General features: G+C 63.9%; 25 protein-coding genes. 11 read left to right on the top strand and 14 right to left on the bottom strand.

Features of this window, described 5'->3' with window-relative positions; genetic code table 11:
• Window positions 1-114: 114 nt before the first annotated feature.
• Together QRN70_RS22565 and QRN70_RS22570 are read right to left on the bottom strand one after the other, a co-directional pair.
• Entirely contained in the window at window positions 115-1,044 is a 930-nt protein-coding gene (locus tag QRN70_RS22565) for an alpha/beta fold hydrolase (RefSeq protein ID WP_285420099.1), read from the bottom strand.
• A 21-nt stretch (window positions 1,045-1,065) separates the two neighbouring features.
• Window positions 1,066-2,520 carry a flavin-containing monooxygenase gene (locus QRN70_RS22570; RefSeq protein WP_285420100.1) on the bottom strand — a complete coding sequence of 485 codons (1,455 nt, stop codon included), beginning with the start codon at window positions 2,518-2,520 and terminating at the stop codon, window positions 1,066-1,068.
• A gap of 191 nt (window positions 2,521-2,711) precedes the next feature.
• On the opposite strand from QRN70_RS22570, the gene QRN70_RS22575 reads away from it, so the two are divergent.
• Both QRN70_RS22575 and QRN70_RS22580 read left to right on the top strand, forming a co-directional pair.
• Window positions 2,712-3,785: a diguanylate cyclase gene (locus QRN70_RS22575; RefSeq protein WP_285420101.1), complete on the top strand. Its 1,074-nt coding sequence runs from the start codon at window positions 2,712-2,714 to the stop codon at window positions 3,783-3,785.
• A gap of 108 nt (window positions 3,786-3,893) precedes the next feature.
• Window positions 3,894-5,132, top strand: a complete 1,239-nt coding sequence (locus QRN70_RS22580; RefSeq protein WP_285420102.1) for a M20/M25/M40 family metallo-hydrolase — start codon at window positions 3,894-3,896, stop codon at window positions 5,130-5,132.
• A gap of 75 nt (window positions 5,133-5,207) precedes the next feature.
• Here the strand turns inward: QRN70_RS22580 and QRN70_RS22585 are convergent, their stop codons facing one another.
• The 8 genes from QRN70_RS22585 to QRN70_RS22620 all read right to left on the bottom strand — a co-directional run bounded on the left by QRN70_RS22585 (window position 5,208) and on the right by QRN70_RS22620 (window position 13,597).
• Window positions 5,208-6,077, bottom strand: coding sequence for an oxaloacetate decarboxylase (locus QRN70_RS22585; RefSeq protein WP_285420103.1), 870 nt, complete (start codon window positions 6,075-6,077; stop codon window positions 5,208-5,210).
• Between the two features lie 291 nt (window positions 6,078-6,368).
• Window positions 6,369-7,403, bottom strand: a complete 1,035-nt coding sequence (gene astA / locus QRN70_RS22590) for an arginine N-succinyltransferase (RefSeq protein ID WP_285420104.1) — start codon at window positions 7,401-7,403, stop codon at window positions 6,369-6,371.
• Between the two features lie 55 nt (window positions 7,404-7,458).
• Window positions 7,459-8,475, bottom strand: a complete 1,017-nt coding sequence (locus QRN70_RS22595) for an arginine N-succinyltransferase (RefSeq protein WP_285420105.1) — start codon at window positions 8,473-8,475, stop codon at window positions 7,459-7,461.
• 118 nt (window positions 8,476-8,593) lie between these two features.
• The gene (locus tag QRN70_RS22600) at window positions 8,594-9,943 is read right to left on the bottom strand and encodes an APC family permease (protein WP_285420106.1); all 1,350 of its coding nucleotides are present in this window, start codon (window positions 9,941-9,943) and stop codon (window positions 8,594-8,596) included.
• A gap of 88 nt (window positions 9,944-10,031) precedes the next feature.
• Window positions 10,032-10,784 carry an N-formylglutamate amidohydrolase gene (locus QRN70_RS22605; RefSeq protein WP_285420107.1) on the bottom strand — a complete coding sequence of 251 codons (753 nt, stop codon included), beginning with the start codon at window positions 10,782-10,784 and terminating at the stop codon, window positions 10,032-10,034.
• On the bottom strand, window positions 10,768-12,099 hold the full coding sequence (locus tag QRN70_RS22610; protein WP_285420108.1) for a type I glutamate--ammonia ligase: 1,332 nt from the start codon (window positions 12,097-12,099) through the stop codon (window positions 10,768-10,770). Before QRN70_RS22610 ends, QRN70_RS22605 begins: the two co-directional genes overlap by 17 nt.
• Window positions 12,096-12,740, bottom strand: a complete 645-nt coding sequence (locus QRN70_RS22615; protein ID WP_285420109.1) for a cysteine hydrolase family protein — start codon at window positions 12,738-12,740, stop codon at window positions 12,096-12,098. Before QRN70_RS22615 ends, QRN70_RS22610 begins: the two co-directional genes overlap by 4 nt.
• A gap of 2 nt (window positions 12,741-12,742) precedes the next feature.
• Window positions 12,743-13,597, bottom strand: a complete 855-nt coding sequence (locus tag QRN70_RS22620; protein ID WP_285420110.1) for a MurR/RpiR family transcriptional regulator — start codon at window positions 13,595-13,597, stop codon at window positions 12,743-12,745.
• 322 nt (window positions 13,598-13,919) lie between these two features.
• Between QRN70_RS22620 and QRN70_RS22625 the strand changes: the two genes are divergently transcribed.
• Window positions 13,920-14,492 carry a histidine phosphatase family protein gene (locus tag QRN70_RS22625; protein ID WP_285420111.1) on the top strand — a complete coding sequence of 191 codons (573 nt, stop codon included), beginning with the start codon at window positions 13,920-13,922 and terminating at the stop codon, window positions 14,490-14,492.
• The gene (cobF, locus tag QRN70_RS22630) at window positions 14,489-15,244 is read left to right on the top strand and encodes a precorrin-6A synthase (deacetylating) (protein WP_285420112.1); all 756 of its coding nucleotides are present in this window, start codon (window positions 14,489-14,491) and stop codon (window positions 15,242-15,244) included. Before QRN70_RS22625 ends, cobF begins: the two co-directional genes overlap by 4 nt.
• Window positions 15,245-15,325: 81 nt before the next feature.
• Here cobF and ftrA read toward each other — a convergent pair whose 3' ends face one another.
• Window positions 15,326-16,300: a transcriptional regulator FtrA gene (ftrA, locus tag QRN70_RS22635; RefSeq protein ID WP_285420113.1), complete on the bottom strand. Its 975-nt coding sequence runs from the start codon at window positions 16,298-16,300 to the stop codon at window positions 15,326-15,328.
• Between the two features lie 102 nt (window positions 16,301-16,402).
• Here ftrA and QRN70_RS22640 point away from each other — a divergent pair, with 102 nt between their 5' ends.
• The 4 genes from QRN70_RS22640 (at window position 16,403) to QRN70_RS22655 (ending at window position 19,930) form a co-directional block, all read left to right on the top strand.
• Window positions 16,403-16,837, top strand: a complete 435-nt coding sequence (locus QRN70_RS22640; RefSeq protein WP_285420114.1) for a rhodanese-like domain-containing protein — start codon at window positions 16,403-16,405, stop codon at window positions 16,835-16,837.
• 274 nt (window positions 16,838-17,111) lie between these two features.
• Complete coding sequence (gene aotJ, locus QRN70_RS22645) at window positions 17,112-17,891, top strand: L-arginine-binding protein AotJ (RefSeq protein WP_285420115.1); 780 nt, start codon at window positions 17,112-17,114, stop codon at window positions 17,889-17,891.
• Between the two features lie 104 nt (window positions 17,892-17,995).
• On the top strand, window positions 17,996-19,108 hold the full coding sequence (locus QRN70_RS22650; RefSeq protein WP_285420116.1) for a succinylglutamate desuccinylase/aspartoacylase family protein: 1,113 nt from the start codon (window positions 17,996-17,998) through the stop codon (window positions 19,106-19,108).
• Between the two features lie 105 nt (window positions 19,109-19,213).
• A complete protein-coding gene (locus tag QRN70_RS22655; RefSeq protein WP_285420117.1) occupies window positions 19,214-19,930 on the top strand; it encodes an alpha/beta hydrolase in 717 nt (238 codons plus the stop codon).
• A gap of 3 nt (window positions 19,931-19,933) precedes the next feature.
• Here QRN70_RS22655 and QRN70_RS22660 read toward each other — a convergent pair whose 3' ends face one another.
• Complete coding sequence (locus QRN70_RS22660) at window positions 19,934-20,500, bottom strand: DcrB/PsbP domain-containing protein (protein WP_285420118.1); 567 nt, start codon at window positions 20,498-20,500, stop codon at window positions 19,934-19,936.
• 84 nt (window positions 20,501-20,584) lie between these two features.
• A complete protein-coding gene (locus QRN70_RS22665) occupies window positions 20,585-21,361 on the bottom strand; it encodes a hypothetical protein (protein ID WP_285420119.1) in 777 nt (258 codons plus the stop codon).
• Window positions 21,362-21,508: 147 nt separating this feature from the next.
• On the opposite strand from QRN70_RS22665, the gene QRN70_RS22670 reads away from it, so the two are divergent.
• The gene (locus tag QRN70_RS22670; RefSeq protein WP_285420120.1) at window positions 21,509-22,048 is read left to right on the top strand and encodes a chalcone isomerase family protein; all 540 of its coding nucleotides are present in this window, start codon (window positions 21,509-21,511) and stop codon (window positions 22,046-22,048) included.
• A 113-nt stretch (window positions 22,049-22,161) separates the two neighbouring features.
• On the top strand, window positions 22,162-23,430 hold the full coding sequence (locus QRN70_RS22675; RefSeq protein WP_285420363.1) for an Nramp family divalent metal transporter: 1,269 nt from the start codon (window positions 22,162-22,164) through the stop codon (window positions 23,428-23,430).
• A gap of 3 nt (window positions 23,431-23,433) precedes the next feature.
• Here QRN70_RS22675 and QRN70_RS22680 read toward each other — a convergent pair whose 3' ends face one another.
• Window positions 23,434-24,327, bottom strand: a complete 894-nt coding sequence (locus tag QRN70_RS22680; RefSeq protein ID WP_285420364.1) for a LysR family transcriptional regulator — start codon at window positions 24,325-24,327, stop codon at window positions 23,434-23,436.
• Window positions 24,328-24,378: 51 nt separating this feature from the next.
• Between QRN70_RS22680 and QRN70_RS22685 the strand changes: the two genes are divergently transcribed.
• Entirely contained in the window at window positions 24,379-25,044 is a 666-nt protein-coding gene (locus tag QRN70_RS22685; RefSeq protein ID WP_285420365.1) for an NADPH-dependent F420 reductase, read from the top strand.
• Window positions 25,045-25,082 lie beyond the last annotated feature (38 nt).

Raw genomic sequence — 25,082 nt, forward strand, 5'->3', positions numbered from 1 at the left:
AAATTCCTGGCACGGTCACGTAAAGGATGGGGAAAAGATCGCAGCCTTCGCGGACGCGGGCAAACGAAGAATCCTACGAACTTCATTCTGCCAACGACTGATCCCGGTCTCGATTCAACGTCCGTTCGTGCTCAGGAACTCGCGATACAGGCGCGCGGTGTTGGCCGGTTGCTCGACCATCGGCATGTGCCCGACGCCATCCCAGACATCGACCTGCAGATTGGCGATGCCCTTGCTCCACACCGGGACGCTGCTGACATCGATCAAGCGATCCTTGCGCCCCCAGAGCAGCAGGCCCGGACATTTGATCTGGGCCAATTGCGGCTCCATCGGCGGGCTGGCGCGGAAATCGCGGAAGATCTCCTCCAGTTCGTCGCGCGCCTGTTCGTAACGCTGGGCGATGGCGTCCAGCACCAGGCCGGGTACCCAGGGTGGCGAGGCCATGGTCATGGCGTAGAAACGGCGGAATTCCTCGCGGGAATTGATCAGGAACGGGTTATGGCCACGGGCCAGGTGGCGCTCCAGGTCGCTGGGCTCCGGCGCGGTGACACCGGCCGGGTCGATCAGCGCCACCGAGGCGATGCGGTCCGGGTAGTTCGCCGCCAGCCACGCGGCGATGTAGCCGCCCATGGAGTTGCCGATCACGTGCACTTTCTCCACGCCGCAGACGTCCAGCAACTGGATCATGCGCTTGGCCTGCACGCCGATGTCATAGCCGCCACCGGCCTTGAAGCCGGTCTCACCGTGGCCGGCCAGATCGGGAATGATCACCCGGTACTGGCCGACGAAATGCCGGGCGAAACGCAGCCAGAGATTCTTGTCGGCGCTGTAGCCGTGCAGCATGAGGATGCTGCTGGACGCCTCGTACGGCCCGCCTTGCCAGGTCGAGACGCTCATTTCACTGATCGGCACTTCGATTTTGTGCAGGCGATACAACTTGGCCTCCAGGGCCATGCTCAGGTCGTACAGCCAATGGCCGACCGCTGGGTAGCTCAACCAGCTCCAGGCCACGAAAACCGCGAGGGCGACAAACAGCACAAGCATCGACGTCTTCCTTTTACGTGTTCAGGACAGAATGTGATCAGCCGGTTTCAGCGCCCGGGTCAAGCGGTAATAGCTGAAACTGAAGCCCGGAAATATCGCGATCACGTGACCGCTCTTGCTCTGGTACCAACTGTGGCAGCCGCCGGTTTTCCACACCGTGCGCTCCATCTCCCGGTGAATCATCTGAGTGTAGGTACGTTCTGCCTCGGGGCGCACCTCAATGCTGCGCAGACCCTTGGCCTGTACCGTGCGAATGCAGTCGAGGATGTAGTTCATCTGCGCTTCGATGATGAACAGCGCCGACGTGTGGCCGATGCCGGTGTTCGGCCCGGTGACGATGAACAGGTTGGGAAACGCCGGCAGGCTGGTGCCGAGGTAGGCACGCGGATATTGCGCCCAGACGTCGCGCAGTTGCACGCCGTTCTTGCCGGTGACCGGGTAGGAAATCACCCCGTCGGTGGCATCGTAACCGGTCGACCAGACGATCAGGTCGACATCGATATGCACGCCATCGGTGGTGATAATGCCGGTTTCATCGAGAGCCGCGACGCCGTGCTCGCGGCTGTGCAGGGTCACGTTGGGCCGGGTCAGCGCCGGGTAGTAGGTACTGGACACCAGCACGCGCTTGCAGCCGATGGTGAAGTCCGGCGTCAGTTTTTGCCGCAGCTGCGGGTCCGCCACCTGGCGCTTGAGAAAGCGCAGCGCCTGACGCTGTACCAAGTGAATCGCCGGTCTCGAGTATTTGAAGGCGATCACCCGGGTTTCGAATTGCCAGTAGAGCAACCAGCGTAACAGCTTGTAGGCCGGTTTCACGCCAAGCAGCCAGCGCTGGAACCGGCCGAAGCTGCGATCGGCGCGGGGCAGGACCCAATGCGGAGTGCGCTGGAAGACATGCAGGTGCGCGACATCCGCAGCAATCGCCGGGATGACCTGGGCGGCACTGGCGCCACTGCCGATGATCGCTACGCGTTTACCCCGGTAGTCGTAGCCGTGATCCCAGTTGTTGGTATGAAAAGTCTTGCCTTGAAAGCGTTCCTGGCCAGGAAAGCGCGGGATCACCGGTTGGCTCAGGGGCCCGCTCGCGTTGATCACGAACTGCGCATGAAACGTGCCCTTGGCACCGGCGTGCAGCGCCCAGCGCTTATGCGCTTCGTCCCATTCGATGCGCTCGACGTTGGTCTGCAACAGCACGCGCTCGCGCAGGCCGAATCGCTCGGCGACGTGTTCGGTGTAACGCTGCAATTCGGCCTGGCCGGCGAACATCTGGGTCCAGGGGTAGGGCGCGAACGACAGCGAATACAACGGCGACGGCACATCGACGGCCGCCCCGGGATAGGTGTTCTGGCACCAGGTGCCACCGAAAAAGTCCCGCCGTTCGAGCAAGCGAAAATCGTCGATACCGGCCTTGAGCAGATTGATTGCCGCGCACTGGCCGCCAAAACCGCTGCCGATGATCAACACTCGATAGGTGTGCATGAGCCTCCTTCCTGGCGTGGTTTTGCCGTGTTCATCCTTTCATGTATAGCCAAACATTGGCCCGCCGTCGGCCGTTGATGGCGGGGTATTCGGCCCGCTGGCCGGTGATGGCTATTTAACGTCGCCCTGATAGACTCCCAGCACGTCTATTGTTGCGGTGTGCGCAGTGGCGTTGAGTGGTAGAGGCCCCTATGGGAAAGACGGGAGGAAAGGGACTTTCACTGGCCAGGAGGCTCTATACATCGCGAACCCTGGGCCTGGCGCTCGGGCTTCTGTGTGTGAGCGTGGCGATGTACCCGCTCGATCCCGCGCCCTGGGTCTGGGGCGTGATGCTGTTCAATGGCCTGATCTGGCCGCATCTGGCCTTTCAATGGGCGCGCCGCGCGACGGTGCCGTACCACGCCGAACACCGTAATCTGCTGATCGACGCCTTTTTCGGCGGCTTCTGGGTCGCCGCCATGCATTTCAATCCGCTGCCCAGTGCCACGACCATTTCGATGATGGCGATGAACAACGTCGCCATCGGCGGCCTGCGTTTCCTGCTGGCCGGTGCGGCGGCGCAGTTGCTCGGGGTGGCGGTGGGGCTGGTGGTATTTGCCCCGGCCTTCATTGCGTTCACCACACCCCGGCAGCTGTATGCCTGCCTGCCGCTGTTGATGCTGTATCCGCTGGCACTGGGCTGGATCTGTTTCCGACAGGCCTACACCCTGGGCCTGCACAAGCGCGAACTGCTGGCCCTGAGCCGCACGGACAGCCTCACCGGTCTGCTCAACCATGGCGCCTGGAAGGATCAGCTGGAGCTCGAGTTCCAGCGCTGCAAGCGACTGAAGCAGGGCGTGGCGATCGCGCTGATCGACATCGACCACTTCAAGGCAATCAACGACACCTACGGTCATGTCGCGGGCGACATCGTCCTGCGTCAGTTGAGCAAGATGCTCAAGCAGAACCTGCGGGTGGCCGACGTGGCCGGGCGTTATGGCGGCGACGAGTTCTGCGTGATCCTGCCGGATCTGGCGCTGTTCAACGCGGCGCAGGCCATGGAAGCGCTGCGGGAACGCTTTTCCCATCTCGGTTACGAGCAGAATCCGGGGCTGACAGTCAGTCTGAGCATTGGCCTGGCGACGCTCGACGCCTCCCACAGCGACGCCACCCTGTGGCTGAATGACGCCGACCTCGCGCTCTACGAAGCCAAGTCCACCGGGCGCAATCGAGTGATCTGCTGCGCCAATGGCAAGCCGCGCCGCGAGGTGCTCGATTCGGTCTGAGCACCTGGGCAGCGTTCGTTGTCGGCAGTGGAGAGGTCGCATTCGCTATAGAGCCTTGGCGCGATGTCGGGTACGGTTCAGAACCCGACACGAAACAAGGATCGATTCATGACGTTCAATTTCCCTCGCTCCCTGCTCGCCGCGGGCCTTGGCCTGACCCTGACCTTCGCGGCTTGCGGCGCATTTGCCGAACCGCACAAACAAGTGCTGGCCGATGCCGAACAGTACCAACCCGAAGCGCTGAAACTGCTGGAACGCCTGGTCAACATCGATTCCGGCTCAGGCTATGAGCCGGGTCTGAAACAGGTCAGCGAGATCGCCATCGATGAGCTGAAAAAACTCGGTGCGAGCATCGAACAGGTGCCTAACACGCCGGAAAAAACCCATCATGTCCTCGCCACTTTCAAAGGCACCGGAAAGGCGAAAATCCTCCTGATGGCGCACATGGACACGGTGTTCAAGGAAGGCTCCGCTGCCGAGCGTCCTTTCCATATCAAGGATGGCCGCGCCTACGGCCCCGGGGTGATGGACGACAAGGGCGGCATCGTGGCCGGGATCTACGCGCTGAAAATCCTTAAGAACCTCGACTTCAAGGACTACGCGCAGATCACTTTCCTGCTCGATGCCAGTGAAGAGACCGGCTCGGACGTCGCCACGGACCTGATCAAGAAAACCGCGAAACGGCACGACGTGACGCTGAATCTCGAACCGGGGCGTCCGGCCGATGGCCTGGTGGTCTGGCGTAAAGGCAGTGCCACCGCGCTGGTCGAGGTCCAGGGCAAGGCGGCCCACGCCGGGGTTGCTCCGGAACTGGGTCGAAACGCGGCGATGGAAGCGGCGCACCAGATTCTGCAACTGGGCAAGCTCGGCGACGAAACGAAGAAAACCACCATCAACTTCACCGTGCTCAAGGCCGGCGACCGTACCAACGTGATCCCGGATCAGGCCACGGCCAAGGCCGACGTGCGCGCGGCGGTGCCGGAAGAATTCGACCGGATCGAAACGGATCTGGCGCGGGTGTCCCAGGACAAGCTGATTGCTGACACTGAGGTGAAGACGTCATTGCAACGCGGTTTACCACCGATGCCACAGACAGCGGAGTCGGATCGTTTGATGGCGATGGCGCAGGGTATCTACGGCGAACTGGGGCGCAAGTTGACCGAGGAGGGCAGCGGTGGCGCGGCGGATGCGAGTCTGTCGGCCGCGGTCGGCACGCCGACGCTGGATGGCTTCGGGATTGTCGGCGGCAATATTCATACGCCGCAGGAGTACGCGGAGGTGGAAAGCGTGACGCCGCGGATTTATCTTTTGTCGCGGATGATCATGGAGTTGGCGAAGGGCAAGTAAGCGCGCACGGGGTCGTTCCCACGCCGCGCGTGGGAACGAGCATGCCGCACTTTCTGCCGGCAAAGCCTGTGGCAGTTACTCTTTGACGCTCATGTATTCCTTGGCCCACAGAATGTATTCCTCGGGCTGGGTATAGGTATGCGTCAGCTCGGTCGCGCTCAGGTCGGAAGCCTGGGTGAAGATCTGGCGTTGTTCGCGCAGGCTGTCGTAGGTCGCCTTGATCGCCGCGAAGTAGGCACCGTGGCCGTCGATGGTCACGCGTACGCCGAGTTCGGCCAGGCGTTTGTCATCGCGCAGCGCCGGGTTGCCGTAGGTGACCAGCATCAGCGGCACCGTCAGGTGTTCGGCGAGTTGTTCCAGGTGATCGAAGTCCTGCACGCCGACCATGCAGATGCCGTCGGCGCCGGCCTGCTGGTATTGGCGGGTGCGGCTGACCACTTCCTGCACCGGCAGGATGCCGGCGTTGGTCCGGGCGATGATGGCCATTTCGGTGTCGACCCGCGCTTCCAGCGCAGCGCGGATCTTGCCGACGCCTTCGGCCACCGAGATCAGATCGGTGGATTTGCGCCCGAATTGCGCAGGCAGCAGGGTGTCTTCGATAGTGAGTGCGGCAACTCCGGCGCGTTCCAGTTCAACGATGGTGCGCATCACATTGAGGGCGTTGCCATAGCCGTGGTCGGCGTCGGCGATTACCGGCAACTGGGCGACGCGGCCGATGCGGGTGGCTTGTTCGGCGAACTCGCTGAGAGTGATCAGGGCAAAGTCCGGAGCGCCCAGGACCTGCAGCGAGGCCACCGAACCGCCGAGAATGCCCACTTCAAAACCCAGGTCGGCAGCGATGCGCGCCGACATCGGATCGAACACCGAGGCCGTGTGATAGCAGGTGTCGGATGCCAGCAACTGACGGAAGTTACGGCGCAAATCTTGATGAGAAAGCCTGGACATACGAGTTCCACCATACAAAGGAATGGAAAGGCTTGAGCAAAGGTGTCAACGCCGAAGAGTGAAAAGGCTATCACGCGAACGGGTCATGGATCATGACGAATTTGCAAGGCAGGGGTTGCCAGGCTGAATGGATTCACCCGCGGCGCAGGCACGGCTTGCGCTCGGCGGCGGCGCAGTCGTACCGCGCCGGTCCCCGCAACGCCTGGAAAACACCGATGGCAGCTATCGGGTGGCCTGCGCGAGCGGGCTCCCTTGCCAGAGAAGAAGATCTTCTTCCGGCGTCGTCGCGGTTCAGGCCGCTGCAGCCTGCTTCTGCTGATTGGGCAACAGCACTGCGCGCACCGAGTTGCCCGGTTGCAACTGCAGGCGCTGGGCGGTGACACGGTCGACCACCAGGCTGCTGCCGACCCGCCGCGCCGGGGCGACGGTGATCCGGCAGTTTTCCAGACGCCGGTTGTGCAGCAGCCACAGCGGCGCCTGGTCGTCCGGGGTACCGAGGCTCAGGGCCAGTTCGAGGCTGTCGCGCACGGTGCGGATGGTGTGGATCGGTGCTTCGATCACCGGCCCGCCGTCGAAGATGTCGATGTAGCCTTTGTGGGCGAAACCCTCGGCGCGGAGAATCTTCAGCGCCGGCTCGGTGTTGGCGTGCGGCTGGCCGATCACAGCCTGGGCCTGTTCGGTGAGCAGGCAGGTGTACAGCGGCTGGCGCGGCATCAGTTCGGCGATGAACGCCTTGTTGCCCAGCCCGGACAAGTGATCGGCGTGGCTGAAATCCATCTGGAAGAAGTGCCGCCCCAGGCTGTCCCAGAACGGCGAACAGCCTTGCTCGTCGGCACTGCCGCGCAGCTCGGCGATCATTTTTTCGCCGAACAGCTGCGGAAACTCGGCGACGAACAGCAAGCGCCCCAGCGACAGCAGGCGACCGTTGCTGCCATGGCGCTGATCGTGGCGCAGGAACAGCGAGCACAGTTCCGATTGGCCGGTCAGTTCATTGTTGAGGAACAGCGTCGGAATCTGCCGCTGAATCCCCAGGTCCGGCGCCGAACTGACGGTCACGCCCACCCGGTAGTTGTACCAGGGCTCACGCAGGCCGACCGCGCCGGCCATGGCACTGACCCCGATCACCCGTTGCTCGTCGTCCTCGAGGACGAACAGGTAGTCGGCGTCGGCACGCTCGACCTGCCCGGCGAATGCCCGCCTGGCCCAGCGCACCCGGTGGGCCAGGCGTTCTTCGCTGGCCGGCAGGGTGGTGAACCCGGGGCCAGCCTGTTGCACCAGCGTCATCAACGCTGGCAGGTCGCTGACTTGAACCGGACGGACAATCATGCTGCAACTCCTTCTGCGCGCCTGCTCGGGCACTGTCGTTGGGTAGGGCCGTGGTTCACAGCGACGTCAACCGCACGCTGGCGCCGTCCGTGACGTTCAGCGCCGCGCACAGGGCCGGGGTGAGGGCCAGCGGTTGCCCCGGCTGGTAGTCCAGCTCGGCGACGATCGCGCGAAAGCCGTGCAGGGCGTCGTTGCTCAGCAGGTAGCGCCCGCGGGCATCGATCAGCGGCTGCTGGCGGACGCTGGCGAGCTGGCTGCGGGCGATCGAGCGGATGTTCGCGGTGCGTGCGTAGAGGGTCGGGCCGGCGTCGAACAGATCGATGTAGCTGTTGGTTTCAAAACCTTCGCGCTCGAGGATGTCGAACGCTTCCTGGCCATCCGGGTGTATCCGGCCGATGCAGTCCTGGGCGGCCTGCGGCAGCATCGGTACATAAATCGGGTATTGCGGCATCAGTTCGGCGAGAAACGTACGGCTCTGCAATCCGCACAGGCGTTCGGCCTCGACGTAGGGCAGGTCGAAAAAGTGTTTGCCCAGGGCATCCCAGAACGGCGAGTGGCCCTGTTCATCGCTGTAGCCGACGATTTCGGTAATCACCGCTTCGGCGAATCGCTGGCCGTGGGCGGCAATGAACAGCAGTCGGGCCCGTGACAGCAATTCGGAAAATGCCGAACGCACCAGCGCCGCATCGATGTGAAAACCGCGCAGCAGGGTATGTCCGCTCAGGTCATGACACAACGACAGCGCCGGCACGCCGTGCTCGATATTCAGTTCCCGCGAGGCACTGGTGAAGTGACGGTTGCGCAGGCTGTAGAACGGTTCGTCGAACCCGGCGGTGGCAAGGATTTCCGAGCAGCCGACCAGACGTCGGGCGTCGAGGTCTTCGAGGACGAAAAAATAGTTCTCCGGGCCCTGGGCCTCGGCCGGGCTGTCGAACGAGGCGCAGGAGCCGGCGATTTTCTCGCGCAGGCGCTCGGCGTCGTCCGGCAGCGACGTCACGCCCACCAGGCTGTCGCGGGCCAGTTGTTGCAATTGAGGCAGGTCGGTTGGCTCGACTGGACGTAAGACCAGCATGGATGCACTCCTGTATCAAAGGGTCCGGCGCATTCGCCGGACCTGACTATCACTGTCGGTTTCCACGCGTTAAATCGGCGGTCGCCTGATTCGCTGTCAGACGCCGCTCTTTTTCTTGTCAGCCGTTGCTCGGGTCAGGCAACGCGGTACTGGCGCCGAGCTTGTTGAGGAAAAACAGGTACACCAGGCCCAGTGCGATCCAGACCAGACCGAGTTTCTGTGCATCGACGCCCATGTTGTACATGATGGCCGCGACGATGATGAAGCCGATCACCGGGCAGATCAGGTGGCGGATCACCTGGCCGGATTTCTGCCGGCGCCAGTAGTAGTTGATGACGGTCAGGTGCAGCAGCATGAAGCCGCTCAGGGCGCCGAAGTTGACCAGCGAGGTCAGGGTGTCCACCGAGTTGATGAACAGGTAGCAGATCACCAGCGACAGCACGGCTACCAGGTAAATGCTCAAGTACGGCGTGTTGTGTTTCGGGTGCACCTTGGCCAGCACTTTCGGCAGCTTGCCGTCACGGGCCATGCCGAACAGCAGGCGCGACACCGCGGCTTGCGAGGTAATCGCGACAGCCACGCCCCAGGCCAGCGCCGTGGCGACGCCGGTCAACGTGGCCAGCCAGCTGCCGGCAGCGATTTCGGCGATTTCATAGAACGCGGTGTCGGCGGACTTGAAGCCCATGCCGGCCGCCAGATCAGTGGCGATCCAGGTCTGTGCGACGAAAATCACCCCCATCACCACCAGTGTGATCAACGCGGCTTTGCCGACGCTGCGCCCCGGATCGCCCTTGATCTCTTCGGCCAGCGTGGAGATGGCATCGAAACCGAGGAACGACAGCACGGCAATCGACACCGCTTGCATCAGCAGGGCGAAGTTGAAGGTTTCCGGGTGATACAGCGGCGCCAGGGTCAGCTCGCCGTTGCCGCCACCGTTGTGCAGGGCATTCCAGGCGTAGAACAGGAAAATCCCCAGCACCACCAGTTGCGCCAGCAGGAACAGGATGTTCATGCGCGCGGTGAAGGTAATGCCGCGCAGATTGACGAAGGTCGCGCTGACCAGAAATGCCAGGATGAAGCCGACTTTCGGGATGTCCGGGTACAAGTGGTTGAGCGCCATCGCCGCGTAGACGTAGAGCAGCGGCGGAATCAGCAGGTAGTCGAGCAGCATCAGCCAGCCGGCGATGAAGCCGACGTGTTGATTGAGGCCGCGCTGGGCGTAGGAATACACCGAGCCGGCGATCGGAAAGGCCCGCGCCATGCTGCCGTAACTCAACGCGGTGAACACCATCGCCACCATGCCGATGATGTACGCCAGCGGTACCATCCCCGGCGCCTCGGCATTGACGTAGCCATACACGCCGAACGGGGCGATGGGGATCATGAAGATCATCCCGTACACCACCAGGTCGGTCAGCGTCAGGCTACGTTTCAACTCCTGCTTGTAGCCGAATTCTTCGATTTCCATGAAGCGCAACTCCTTGTCAGCAGATCGGTCGTTTTTTAGTTGTTATATCGGTCCATCGTTTACAGCGGCAGCGGTGTTTCAAAACGCTTTACAGCAGTGGCGCAAGGAATCCGGCCCAGCGCGACACGGCCTCGGGCGTGCGCAGCAGGTCGTTGCGCACTTCGATCAGCACCGATTCCAGGCCGCGGGCATCGCCATGCACCGGCACGGTCATGTCGCCCAGCGGGTCGATCCGGTACGGCTGGTTGCCGGCGACTTTCAACGGGTGTTGCTCGAGGCCGTCGAGCAGACGCCGGGCAAAGTCCCGGGCCTGGCCGAACAGCACACCCACTTCCAGCTCACGCGGCTGGCCGTAGAACACCGGGGTAAAACTGTGAATCCCCACCACCCGGACCGGGCGACCCTGGGCCAGACGCTGGTCGATCAGTTGCTGCAGCCGGGTGTGAAACGGCTTGAACAACACCTGGCGCCGGTATTCGCGGGTGGCCTCGTCGAGATCGCGGTTGCCCGGCACCTGGTAGATCTCGCTCTGCGCCGGAATGCTGTCGGGGGCATGCCGTGGGCGGTTGAGGTCGATCAGCAGGCGCGAGTAGTTGGCGCTCAGCAGCGTTGCCCCGAGGGTCGCGGACAACTGCTCGGCCAACTCCAGCGCGCCGATGTCCCAGGCGATGTGCTCGCGCGCAGCGGCGTCATCCAGGCCCAGGTTGGCGAGGGCGTCGGGGATGTAGCGGCTGGCGTGTTCGCACACCAGGATCAGCGGATGCGCCGAGTCTTCGCGACTCAGGTTGTAGACCGGCCGGGTGTACAACCCCAGCTCGGCGGATTCAGTACAGGCGTGCATAGTGCTCACACAGGTCAGCGGGCGAGAGCTGTTCCGTCAGCGCCAGTTCCTCGGTTTTCAGGGCGAAATAGGTCTCGAGCAACGCGGCCGGCAGCGCCGCGCTCAGCGCTTCGCTGCGACGCAGGCAGTCCAGTGCCAGGGTCAGGGAGGCGGGCAGGGCGACGATGCCCCGCGCCGCGCGTTGTTCGTCGTTGAGTGAATCGGGAATCTCGTCGGTGATCGCGTTCAGCGCCAACCGCTGTTCGATGCCCAGGCGCCCGGCAATCAACAGCGCGGCCATGGCCAGGTGTGGCGAGGCCGTGGCGTCCATGGCGCGGAACTCCAGGTTGTACTGCGCCGCCACGGATTTATTGCCCAGGCTCACGGTCGGGCAGATGCGCAGCGCCGCTTCGCGGTTCTGCTGGCCAAGGCAGGCGTAGGATGCGCTCCAGTGGTGCGGTTGCAAACGCTCGTAGGACACCGGCGTCGGTGCGGTGAATGCGCACAGCGCCGGCAGGTAATGCAGCACCCCCGCTGCCCAGTGCTGGCCGAGGGTCGACAGGCCGTTGCTGGTCCCGGCGTCGTAGAGCAGCGGCTGGCCGCCGAGGTCGAGCAGGCTGACGTGCAGGTGCACGCCGTTGCACACCGCGTCGGCGGCGGTCTTCGGCGCGAAGCTCAGGTCGAGGCCCATCTGCCGGGCGATTTCGCGGGTGATTTCACGCACGTTGACTGCGCGATCCGCCGCCGCCACGCCGAGGGTCGGGCGGCAGGTGATTTCGTATTGGTGCTTGCCGTATTCGGGCAGGAACATCTCCGGCTCGACACCGCCGGCGCGCAGGGCGCTGAGCAGCCAGCCGCCGAACTCCGCGCCCTGGCGCTGGGCCTCGAGGGTGAACGCCAGGTGCTCGGCAAATCCGGCGTGCAGGTTGAATTCATGTTCGAACGCGGCGTTGACCTGCACGCCGAGTGCGTCGCGATAGCGCTCGATTTCATCGCGCAGCAGAGTGCGCGGGCAGGCGCCCCACGGCCGGCCATCGGTCTCGCGGATGTCGCCATGGATGAAGTCCAGGGCCGGCGCAGCGGCGTCCGGGCCGTTGCCGACGATGACGCGGCTGCTCAGGTCGGGGATCAGGCGCAGGTCGCCATAGGCGCCCCACGGGTTGCTCGAGGCGATGATGTCCTGCGGCGTCAGCGCACTGTTGGCCGGCACCCAGCCGCAACCGGCGGCCTGATAGTGCTCCAGTTCATCGCTGGGAAACGAGCGGCCACGGGTAATGCCGATCAGGTCGGTGGTGACGATGGTGGTCATCGGCAGCGGCGCCAGGCGTGCACTCATGGCTGCATCTCCTGCAGGCGGCCGAGCACGGTCTGGGTGTCGGTGATCCAGCAATAACCCTTGATCGCGTTGAGGCAGGCGTCATGCCGCGCCTGGCTGTAGGTGGCACAGGCGTCTTCGACCAGCGTGACCAGATAGCCACGGTCAGCGGCATCGCGCACGGCCATGTCGACGCACTGATCGGTGACGATGCCGGCGACGATCAGGTGGCGGGTTTGCAGGTTGCGCAGCACGTAGTCGATGTTGGTCGAGTTGAATACCCCGGACGAGGTCTTGGGCAGCACGATTTCATTTTCCACCGGGGTCAGGTCGTCGATGATCCGTGCCTGCGCGCTGCCCTTGGGCAGGTGCATGTCCGACAGCTTGTGATCCAGCGAACGGTCGCGGCCATCGGCGGTGAGGCTCTCGATGATGGTGTGTAGCACGTTCTGTCGCGCGTCGCGAAAGGCGCTGAGCAAGCGCCGTTGGTTGGGCACCACCTGCATGTGCGCGCGCGTCAGGAAATACTCCGCGTCCGGGGCGCTCAGGTGCGGGTCGAACTGCGGCTCGAGCCAGGCGCGCTGCATGTCCACCAGCAGCAGTGCCGTGTGGTCGGTGACGAACGGCAGGTCGCGCGGCGAGCGGTGGGGAAGGCTGAACATCCTTATTTATCCTCCAGCAGGTGGGTGTTGAACTCATTGCGCAGGGCGTCGATGCCTTCCAGGCGATCGGCCAGATCAGGGGTGCGCAAGGTCAGGCAGGCGATCAGCGCTTCGACCTGGGCCAGCGCCGGCACCATGGTGTCGAACGGCGAGGCCGATTCCACCGGGGCGCTGATGATCAGGTCGGCCATCTCGCGCAGCGGCGAGGCATAGATGTCGGTGAACAGCACCACCCGCGCGTTGCTGTTTTTCGCCGCGCTGGCCACGCGCAGGGCCTGGGTCTGGTAGCGGCGATAGTCGAACACCAGCACGACGTCCTGGCGTTGCAGGTCGAACAGCCGGTCCGGCAGTTGCGCGTTGTCCTCCAGGGCAAAGCAGCCGGGGCGCAACAGGCGCAGGTGATTGAGCAGGTACATGGCCATCAGGCTACTGAAGCGTCCGCCGTAGCAATACACCTGATGGCGGGCATCGAGCAGCCAGTCGGCGAGAATGCGCACGTCTTCGGGTTGGGTCAGGGCCTGGGTGTCCACCAGCAGGCGATGGCTGTCGGCCAGATAGTGACTCCAGGCGTCGTCCTTGTGCTGCTGCGAGCGCGGTTGCAACAGCGTGCGCGGGGAGCGCAGGCGGTGGTCCATGTCGCTGAGCAGGGCGTCCTGGAATTCGGCGTAACCGCCGAAACCGAGTTTTTTCACCAGGCGGACGATGGTCGGATCACTGACCCCGGCGTGTTCCGCCAGACGCGCCATGGGCCCGAGGCCATTGCGCGGATACTGATCGAGCAAGGCGCGGACGACTTTGCGCTCCGACGGCGTGAGATCCAGGCCGGGATCGGTGATCAGGTCTCTGAGAGGGGGCATCCGGGCTCCTGCTGGATGGGGGGGGTGTCGAATTCGTTTCATAATCCGTTAAAACAGTATTTATGTAACTCAGGTTACATGTCTAGTGAATTTTCTGCCGTTTACTGAACGCGCCAAAACAGGGCAGGACGCCCGTGTGCCGGGGGCTACACGGATGTCGATTGGTCTTGTAGTCCATCGCCCATAGCGGTGTCAGATATTGCCGATTTGCTGGCAGGAATCCATTGAGCGGAGTGCCCGCGGCCCTCCTGTTTACGGCACAATTGCCCCCTCTATCGGCATTGCGCCGTTCCTTGTTTGCTTCCCGACTGAGTAACCGATCGTGCAGGCGACCCGTTTGACCCTGATCTGCCATGCGCGAACCGTCGCACAGAAATTGGCGCGTTTTCCTACGAATGAGCCCGTTGAAAATGCCGGGCTGGCAGCCGACAGCCTGAGTGCCCGTTTCGGCGCGGCACGCCGCCTGTTGTGTGGCCCGGAATTACGCAGCCGCCAGACCGCCGCGTGGTTCGGTGTTGACGCCCAGGTCGACGCGGCGTTGCGCGATTGCGACTGGGGGCGCTGGCACGGCTGCGCGATCAAGGCTCTGCAACAGCAGGAGCCCGAGGCCCTGCAAGTCTGGCTCGATGATCCGCACGCCGCCCCCCACGGGGGCGAATCACTGACGCAACTGAGCGCGCGGGTGGTGGCGTGGCTGACGACACTGCAAGCAGCGCCGGGTCACGTGGTGGCGGTGACGCATCCGTTCGTCATCCGTGCGGTGTTGATGCACGTGCTGCAAGGCGCGGCGCTGCACAGCATCGATGTCGAACCCTTGGCGGCGGTCGAGCTGAGTTTCGTCGGGCGCTGGCGGCTACGCTTGTCAGCTATCGACTGCGAAGGGGCACTGTCATGAAGCGACTGCTGGTCATCGGCATCGGCGCCGGCAACCCGGACTACATCACCCTGCAGGCCGTGAAGGCGCTGAACCGGGTGGATGTGTTTTTCCTGATGGACAAGGGCCAGAGCAAGGACAAGCTGATTGATCTGCGGCGCGAGATCTGTGCGCGTCACATCACTGAGCGGGCGTATCGTTTCGTCGCTGCCGACAGCCCCGAGCGCGAGCGTGGCGACGTGGCCTACAGCGCCAGTGTCGAAGCGCTGAATCGTGCCAAGCAGCAAACCTTCGAACGGCTGATCAATGAAGAACTGGCTGACGATCAGTGCGGCGGTTTTCTGGTGTGGGGCGATCCGGCACTGTACGACAGCACGGTGCGTATCCTGCAGGCCATTCTGGCGGCCGGTCGCTGTGCGTTCGAATTCGAGGTGATCCCCGGCATCACCAGCGTCCAGGCGCTGGCAGCGCAGCACAAGGTGCCGCTGAACACGATTGGTCAGGCGATCGAGATCACCACGGGCCGTCGCCTGGCGGCAGGGCTGGTCAGTGACAGCGACAGCCTGGTGGTGATGCTCGATGCCGAGGATGCCTACCAGCAGGTGGCGGATCGGGACACCGAGATTTACTGGGGCGCCTACCTCGGCACCCCGGATGAAATCCTCATCAGCGGCCGGCTCAAGGATGTTGCCGACGACATCCAACGTGTGCGCAAGGCCGCGCGGCAGGCGCACGGCTGGATCATGGACACCTATCTGCTGCGCAAACCCTGAGGTTGCCGGTCGCTTGAACCGCGCGCCGCGCTGCCCGGCCAGCTCCTGCCGGACACCCGCCCTGGCGCTCCGGCAGCCGCGTCAGGAAATGCTTCTGGCTCCGCGGCCGAAGTGCTCGCGATACACCGACGGCGGCACGCCCACCACGTTGCGAAACGCCACGCGAAAACTCTCCACCGAGCGGTAACCACAGCGCAGGGCGATCTGTTCGGTGTTGTGTGCGCTGCTTTCCAGCAGTTCCCGCGCCCGGGCCAGGCGTTCATGTTGCAGCCAGGTCTTGGGCGACTGGCCGCTGGCCTCGGTGAACCGGCGCAGGAACGTGCGTTCGCTCATTGCCGCTTCGCTGGCCAGGTCGCGCACTTCCAGCGGTTGATGCAGGCGTTCGCGGGCCCACTGCATGACGCGCGACAAGTCGCTGCGCGGCGTCGGGCTGACCGGCGTGGGAATGAATTGCGCCTGACCGCCGGTGCGCTGCGGCGACATCACCAGGCGCCGCGCCACGGCGTTGGCCACCTGGGTGCCGAAGTCCCGCGCCACCAGGTGCAGGCAGGCGTCGATGCCGGCAGCGCTGCCCGCCGAGGTGATCAACTGGCCGGCGTCGACGTACAGCACGTCGGCATCCACGGTGATGGCCGCAAAGTGCTCGGCCAGTTCCGCGGCGTAGCGCCAGTGGGTGGTGGCGGTGTGGCCGTTGAGCAGGCCGGTCGCCGCCAGCACGAACACCCCGGAACAGATCGATAGCAGGCGCGCGCCACGCGCGTGGGCCTGGCGCAGCGCGTCCAGCAGCGCCTCCGGCACCGCGGCGCTACGGTCGCGCCAGCCGGGAATGATGATGGTGCGCGCCTCGCTCAACAGCTCCAGACCGCCGTCGGCCAGCACGTGGATGCCGCCCATGGCGCGCATCGGGCCTTGGTCGACGGCGGCGATGCAGTGCTCGTACCAGGGAAATTCGAACTCTGGCCGGGCCAGGCCGAAGATCTCCACGGCAATGCCGAATTCGAATGTGCAGAGGCCGTCGTAGGCCAGGATCGCGACCAGTCCGGGTGAGTCAGGCATTTGGCGGAAAATTCCCGATGAGTGTCTTGTGCGCCACTGTAGCGCCAAGCGGTGACTGGATAAAGTCTCTTCACACCCTCACTGACGTAGGAGCAACACCCCATGACCAGCCTGGTTCGCGCCATTCCCGCTGCCCCCTCGGCGATTGCCCTGATGCATTTCAGTAACCGCCTGACGTTCGAAACCGACTGTTCCGACGTCCACAGCAGCCAAGAGGCCGGCGAGGTGGATTTCGTCCTGCTCGACGTGCGCGGGCCCTTGGCCTTTGAGCGCGGCCATGTGCCCGGGGCGATCAACCTGCCGGGGCGCTTGCTCAGCGCCGAGGCGTTGGCGAGCTATCCGCAAAACACCTTGTTCGTGGTGTATTGCGCCGGCCCGCATTGCAACGGGGCGAACAAGGCGGCCGTGAAACTGGCGGCGCTGGGTTTTGCGGTCAAGGAAATGATCGGCGGCGTCACCGGATGGCTGGATGAGGGCTTTGAGCTGAGCGTGGCTGCCACCGCGTCGGTCCAGGCAGCGATCAACTGCGCCTGCTGAACCTGTGCCCCGGCAGGCGCTGCAAGCCGGCGCCTGCCGGGGCATTTGTGCCAGAAGGCAGGGCTTGTCCTACACGTTGCGCACCGCGCTGGCGCACACTTTTCCCACAGTCGTGTAGTCGCCGATTATCTGTAAGTATTTGTCGCTTAAACACAATTTGCCCCGTGCGTGGCGCCATAGACTGCCGGCCACTTCGGTATTTGCCTGGAAAAGGCCATGACCGAACGCTGAATCGAAAGCTGCCAATAAAAGCCTCCGCACACGGGAGTAATAAATGAAAAAGCTAGTGATGTTCGGTGCCCTGGCACTGTCGATGTTGTCCCTGACGGCCGTGGCCGATGACGCCAAGCCGATCCGCATCGGTATCGAAGCCGGCTACCCGCCATTCTCGATGAAAACCCCTGACGGCAAACTGGCCGGTTTCGACGTCGACATCGGCAACGCGCTGTGCGAGCAGATGAAAGTGCAGTGCACCTGGGTCGAGCAGGAATTCGATGGCCTGATCCCGGCACTGAAAGTGAAGAAGATCGACGCGATCCTGTCGTCCATGACCATCACTGACGATCGCAAGAAAAACGTCGACTTCACCATCAAGTACTACCACACCCCGGCGCGCTTCGTGATGAAGGCCGGTTCCGGCGTCAAGGATCCTCTAACCGAGCTCAAGGGCAAGAAAGTCGGCGTGCTGCGGGCCAGTACCCATGACCGCTATGCGACCGAAGTGCTGGTGCCGGCCGGCATCGAGCTGGTGCGCTACGGCTCGCAGCAGGAAGCCAACCTGGATATGGTTTCCGGGCGTATCGACGCGATGCTGGCCGACTCGGTCAACCTCAGCGACGGTTTCCTGAAAACCGACGCCGGCAAAGGCTTCGAATTCGTCGGCCCGACCTACGAAGACGCCAAGTACTTCGGCGGCGGCGCAGGCATTGCCGTGCGCAAGGGTGACAAAGAGCTGGCGGACAAATTCAACGCCGCCATCACGGAAATCCGCGCCAACGGCAAGTACAAGCAAGTGCAGGACAAGTACTTCGACTTTGACGTGTACGGCCATTAATACGCCGTAGAAAAAAGTGGCCCCGCACGCGCGGCGGCCACTTTTTTTTGCCCGTGATTTATCCTGCCAATACGTTTTTCTCTGTAGAACACCGGAGTTTTCCCATGCAACGCATTGATCATGTCCTGCCCTGGAGTCATCTTGGCAGCGAGCGCTCGTTGAGCGTGTTCCGTTATGGCGCCGGGCCGCGCAAGGTTTACATCCAGGCCAGCCTGCACGCCGATGAGCTGCCAGGCATGCGCACTGCGTGGGAACTGAAAAAGCGCCTGGCCGAGCTTGAACAGCACGGGCGGCTGCAGGGCGTTGTCGAACTGGTCCCGGTGGCCAACCCGATCGGCCTCGACCAGCACCTGCAAGGCAGCCACATGGGCCGTTTCGAACTGGCCAGCGGCAAGAACTTCAACCGCGCCTTCGTTGAACTCAGTGCACCGGTCGCGGCGCTGATCGGTGATCGCCTGGGAACCGATGCCACGGCCAACATTGCCCTGATCCGCCAGACCATGGGCCAGGTGCTCGACACGCTGCCGGCCCCGGCCTCGCAACTGGAAGCGCTGCACCGCCTGTTGCTGCGCCACGCCTGCGATGCCGATATCACCCTCGATCTGCACTGCGATTTCGACGCCGCCATTCACCTCTACGCGCTGCCGCAGCACTGGCCGCAGTGGCAATCCCTGGCCGCGCGTCTGCAGGCGGGTGTGGCGTTGCTGTGCGAGGATTCCGGCGGCAGTTCGTTCGATGAATCCTGCTCCTCGCCGTGGCTGCGCCTGGCGCGGGCGTTCCCTGCAGCGGCGATTCCCGCCGCCAACCTGGCGACCACCCTGGAACTGGGCAGCATGGGCGACACCCGAGTCGATCAGGCCCAGGCCAACGCCGAGGCGATTCTGGGGTTTCTCGCCGAGCAGGGATTCATCAGCGGCGAATGGCCGCCAGCGCCGGACGAATGCTGCGAAGGCATGCCGTTCGAAGGCACCGAGTACCTGTTCGCGCCGCACCACGGCGTGGTGAGTTTCCTGCGCAATGCCGGCGAGTGGGTCGAGCGCGGTGAGGCGTTGTTCGAGGTGGTCGATCCGCTGAACGACAAGGTCACCACCGTACGTGCGGGTACCAGCGGCGTGTTGTTCGCCATTGACCGTGGGCGCTACACCCAGCCAGGGATCTGGCAGGCGAAAGTGGCGGGGCGCGAGCCGATCCGGGCGGGCAAGCTGATCAACGACTGAGTGTCTGCTGGCGAGTCGTTGCCGACCCGCCAGCGCAACGTATGGCGTCGCGCCGCACAGTGTTAGGCTTTACCGCGAACCCTGCACCCGGTGAAGGAAGGCTCTATGTTGAAGGTGTTTGCCCTGTTGACCCTGCTGGCGTCCAGCGCCGTCCATGCTCAGACCACGCTGCAAAAGGATCTGCCACTCAATTACCTGGCGCAGGTGCATGCGGACGCCGAACAGCGCCCGCTGGTGATTTTCCTGCACGGCTACGGCAGCAATGAAGCCGATCTGATCGGCATGAAATTTCAGCTGCCGGCGCAGTACAACTACCTGTCGGTGCAGGCGCCGATGGCGCTGGGAGAAGGGCGTTTCCAGTGGTTTCGCAAGAAAGGCGAAGGTGCCTACAACGGCGAGACCGATGACCTGCGGGTTGCCGGGCAAAAGCTGCGGGCATTCATCTCCGCCGCGGCGCAGAAATATCACGCGCAACCGGACAAGGTGTACCTGATCGGCTTCAGCCAGGGCGCGATGATGACTTACGAGGTGGGTTTGCGGCAGCCAACGGCGGTGGGTGGTATCGCCGCGCTGAGCGGACGCGTGTTGCCCGTGCTCAAGCGCGAGCTCAAGGCCGAGGCCGCGCATCCGCCGTTGAGCGTGTTCATCGGCCATGGCACGGCGGACGACCGCGTGCCCTATGCTGACGGTACCGCGGCCAACACCCTGTTGCACACGCTCGGCTATCAACCGCAGTTTCATGCCTATCCGGGCGTCGGCCACAGCATCAGCGCGGCCGAGCTGCGCGATCTGAACGGCTGGTTGCAGCAGCTCAATCCGTGACGATCAACGCTCCTTGAGGATGGTTTTCACCAGCGCGTCGTGGCCGCTCTTGTCGCTGACCCGGGAAATGATCTGAATCAGCGCCATGCGCGTGCCAGCACCGGCCATCAGCGTGGTGTTGAGTGTCTGGCCGCCACCCTGGGTGGCGGTGCTGTCGACCTGGCGCAGCCCCAGGCCGTTGCCTTTCTGGGTGATGCTTTTTTCGCTGAGCTTGTTGAAGTCCGGCAGCGCCTTGCGCTGGGCTTCGATGAAGTCGGAGACGGTGCCGTCGAGGAACGCGCTGTCGTTGTCCTTGACGTTATTGCCTTCGGGAATCTGGTTTTCCGCGGCGATCACCACGGTCTTGGTGGTCTGGTTGGTGTACATCGTGCCCTTGGCACCGGTCGGGCCGGCCGGCAGCGGGTTGGCGATGAAGCCCTTGGGCAGGACGAACGAGAGTTTGCCGTCGAGCAGCGAGACTTTCTCGCTGGCGGCGGTGTCCTTGGCCTTGGCGGCCTGGACGTTGATGGCGCCGAGACAGGCGACTGCCGCCAGCAACAGGATGACGGCTTTCTTGCGGGGCAATGACATTCGGATCTCCGGTGAGTGGTCGTATCAGGCGGGCGATCATCCCACGGCGGGTGCATGGCACTCCAGCGCGTTTCGTCCATCTGCTTACCGAGCTTGGCCAGGCTCGGCGGTGGGCCGCGCCAGCAACTGCCGGGTGACGCCGAGCATCGCCACCGACACGGCCACGCCAACGGCAAAACCGCCAAGGCCCAGATGCGGCAGTGTCAGCGCCGACACCAGGCAAAAAGCCGAGAACGAATACATGCCGGTCGCCGTCGCCCGCAACAGGGCGGCGGTGAACGCCGGGCCGCGTGTCTGCTGGGAAAACACCGCCATCACGCTGCCCAGCACCGGGAATACCGCCAGCAGACCGCTCCAGCGTTCACCCACGGTGCTGGCGAGCATCGTCACCAGCAGCGTCAACGCCGCCCCGGCAATCATCCGCCAGAGCAGTTTGTCCGACTTTGGCGCCGGGCCGGCGACCAGCGGCTGCACCTTGGGGAACAGGTACGGCGCGGCGAGCAGGGCGCTGGCCGCGGCGGCCAGCGAAAACGCCAGCGACGGCGGCACCAGCGACAACAGCAGGGCCAGCACCGCCCACACCGCCAGCGACAGCGTCAGTGCCCAGGGCCAGTTCGCCCGCTGCGCCACCCGGGCATAGGTGACGCAGAACGCAATCATGGCAAACATCGCCGACAGCGCCGCCACCGCCGCTTGCGCGGCAAACGCCGGGCCTTGCTCGAGGCCGAGGAACAACAGAATCGGCCCGACCACCACCGGTAATCCCGACAGCCACCCGGCCACGCTCGGCCCCCAGCGCTTGCCCGCCAGGGAAATCAGCAGGAGAAAAGCGGGAATCAGCAGCAACTTGAGGATCAGCACGCAGGTGTCTCCGTCGGGTGAGAGACGGTCAAGGTAGCATTGCACTGACTGGATTGCTGCATATGTGTGCAGTTTTTGTATACAAAGTGCCGGCCACGATAGCCGGCTATGCTCTGACTATCAGGGTTTGGCGGAGTCGATGCGACGATGAACAGGACACCGAAGTTGTTGAGTGGGTGCTGTGGCATCGGCTTGTGGGCGTTGTTGCTGACGCCGACCTGGGCCAGTTGGCAGGACGCGGTGCCGGGTGCGCAGATCATCGGCACCGGCGATTTCAGCGTGTTCGGTTTCGACGTCTATAACGCCCGTCTGTGGAGTGCCGCGCGGCCACTGGCGGACGGGCAACCGTTTGCCCTCGAACTGATCTACCGGCGCAGGATTTCCCGCGATGATCTGGTACAGGCCAGTGTCGATGAGATCAAACGGCTGGCGGGCTCCAGTGTCACCCCCGCGCAACTGGCCGGCTGGCAGCAGCAGATGCAGCAGTCGTTCGTCGATGTCCAGGCCGGCACGCGCATCACCGGTGTGTACCTGCCGGGGCAGGGCGCGCGGTTCTTTGTCGGCCAGCAGTTGCAGCACGAAATCGCTGATCCGCTGTTCGCCCGGGCCTTCTTCAACATCTGGCTCGATCCGCGCACACGCAATCCACAGTTGCGCCAGCAGTTGCTCGGCAGCACCGCGCCCTGAGCTTCCACGGCAGGGGGCGAAACGTCTAAGCTGCGTCTTTAGCCTTATTTCTGGATGTGTGCGTGAAATTCAGTTTGCCCAAAATCGCCACGGCGCCGTTCTGTCCGCCGGAAGTGGCCGGCAGTGTCGCGGTCGATGCCAATGCCTCGTTCTTCAAACGCGTGCTGCGGTTCGCCGGCCCCGGTCTGCTGGTGTCCATCGGCTACATGGACCCGGGCAACTGGGCCACGGCCATCGAGGCCGGTTCGCGCTTCGGTTACAGCCTGTTGTTCGTGGTCTTGCTGGCGAGCCTGGCGGGCATGGTCGTGCAATGCCTGTGTTCGCGTCTGGGCATCGCCACCGGGCGTGACCTGGCGCAATTGTCCCGCGAACGCTACAGCACCCCGACCGCGCGCCTGCAATGGCTGCTGGCGGAAATCTCGATCATCGCCACCGATCTGGCCGAAGTGCTGGGCTGCGCGCTGGCGTTCCACTTGCTGCTCGGTTGCTCGCTGACCTTCGGTATCGCCCTGACCGCGTTCGACACGCTGCTGGTGCTGGCCTTGCAGAACCGTGGCTTCCGTCGGCTGGAAGCGATCATGCTGGTGCTGGTCGCGACCATCGGTGTGTGCTTCTTCGTCGAGCTGGTGCTGATCAAACCGTACTGGCCGGATGTCGCCCAAGGCTTCAAACCGTCGCTGGCGGCCATCGGTGATGCCGCGCCGCTGTACCTGGCCATCGGCATCCTCGGGGCCACCGTGATGCCGCACAACCTCTACCTGCACACCTCGATCGTGCAGACGCGAATGGTCGGCAAGGATCTGGCGAGCAAACGCGACGCAGTGAATCTGGCGCGCATCGATACCATCGGCTCGCTGGCGCTGGCGTTGCTGGTCAACGCGGCGATCCTGATTCTCGCGGCAGCGGCGTTTCATCAATCCGGGCACACCGACGTGGTCGACATCCAGGACGCCTACCACCTGCTTGATCCACTGGTCGGCGGCGCACTGGCCAGTGTGCTGTTCGGCGTGGCATTGCTCGCCTCGGGTCAGAGCTCGACGTTCACCGGCACCATCGCCGGGCAGGTGATCATGGAGGGCTACCTCAACCTGCGGATTCCCTGCTGGCAGCGGCGCCTGATCACCCGCGGGCTGGCGCTGATCCCGGCGTTCATCGGCGTCTGGCTGCTGGGTGACGGGGCGGTGGGCAAGTTGCTGGTGTTGAGTCAGGTGGTGCTCAGCCTGCAATTGCCCTTCGCGCTGTATCCGCTGATCCGCATGACCAACGACAAACAACTGATGGGGCCGTTCGTCAATCGGCTGCCGACGCGGCTGCTGGCGTGGGGCCTGTTTGTCGTGATCAGCGGGGCGAATGCCTGGTTGATTGTGCAATGGGCGGCGTAGCCGTCAGGCGCTGAACGCCGCGACCACAAAGTCGATGAACACCCGGGTCTTGGCCGGCAACAGCGTCCGGCTCGGGTAGTACAGGGAAATCAGCCCGGCGTCGGCGGCCCAGTCCGGCAGCACCCGCACCAGTTCACCGCGTTGCAGATGCAATTCGACGTCCGGCGCCACCAGCAGGGTGACGCCGAGGCCGAGCAGCGCGGCTTGGCGCATGGCCATCGGGTCGTTGAGCACGATGTCCTGGTTGAGGCTGGCGCTGGCCTGATCACCGGCGGCGTTGAGCATCTGCCACTGGCGGATGCGCCCGCTGCGCAGACCGCGCATGACAATCCCCTTGTGCGCTGCCAGTTCGCGCGGGTGCAGGGGCATGTCGCGTCCTGCCAGATAAGCGGGCGAGGCCACCGCCAACACCTGCGCCGAGGCCAGGGGGCGGGCGATCATTCCCGGCGTCAGCTCGAAACCACCGCCAATTGCTACGTCGTAGCCTTCGGCGATCAGGTCGACCTGGCGGTTTTCGAAATGCCATTCCGGGCGAATCAAGGGGTAGCGCGCGAGAAAGGCCGGCAGCAGCGGCAGCAAGTGATCGATGCCGAAGGTCGGCGGCAGGCTGACCTTGAGCACGCCGGCCGGCTCGCCACGCTCGGTGGCCACCGCGCTGATCGCCGCCTGCAGGCCCTCGAGGTTGTCCCGGATGCTGGTCAGAAAAATTTCGCCGGCCTCGGTCAGTGCCAGTTTGCGCGTCGAGCGCTGGAACAGCCGTACGCCCAGGTTGCGCTCGAGCATGGCGACATTGCGGCTGACCGCTGCCGGTGTCAGCGCCAGCAGGCGCGCGGCGCCCGAGAAGCTGCCGGTCTCGGCGCTGCGGACGAAGGATTCAAGGTTGGCGAGGGTTTCCATGCGCAGTACCTGATAGCAATGCTTGAAAATGATTAAAGGCATTACCGGCTAATCAAGTGGCAATGGCAAGCGCAAGATTCGCAGCGAGTCTTACCCCATTGTCAGGAGAACAGCATGAGCACTATCGGAATCATCGGCGCCGGCAACATCGGCGCCGCCTTTGCCAGAGCCTTGTCGCGCCAGGGCATCGCGCTGGTCATCGCCAACAGCCGTGGCCCGCACAGCCTCAGCGAACTGGTCGCGGAACTCGGCCCCACCGCCCGCGCCGGCAGCCGTGAAGAGGCTGCCGCACAGGACATCGTGCTGGTCGCGGTGAACTGGTCGAAACTGCCTACGGCGCTGGCCGGGTTGCCGGATTTCGCCGGGCGTATCGTCATTGACGCCAACAACTCGATTGAAGCTCCGTCGTATCAAGCGGTGGACCTGCAAGGCCGGCCGTCCAGCGAAGTGTTCGCCGAGTGGGTGCCGGGGGCACGCCTGGTCAAGGCCTTCAACCACTTGCCGGCGCGGCTGCTGGAGAGTGATCCGGCAGCGGAAGGCGGGCGTCGCGTGCTGTTTCTGGCGGGCGATGATGCGGCGGCGAAAACCGAGGTCGCGGCGCTGATCGACCAGCTCGGCTTCTTCCCCGTCGATCTTGGCGAGCTAAGCGTGGGCGCACGGCTGACGCAGTTTCCGGGCGGGCCGTTGCCGGTGCTCAACCTGGTCAAGTTCGCCTGAGGTGCAGGCAAAAAAATACCCGGTGCAACGTCAGTTGC

Origin of the sequence: Pseudomonas sp. efr-133-TYG-5 (assembly GCF_030209175.1) — a bacterium.
GTDB lineage: Bacteria > Pseudomonadota > Gammaproteobacteria > Pseudomonadales > Pseudomonadaceae > Aquipseudomonas.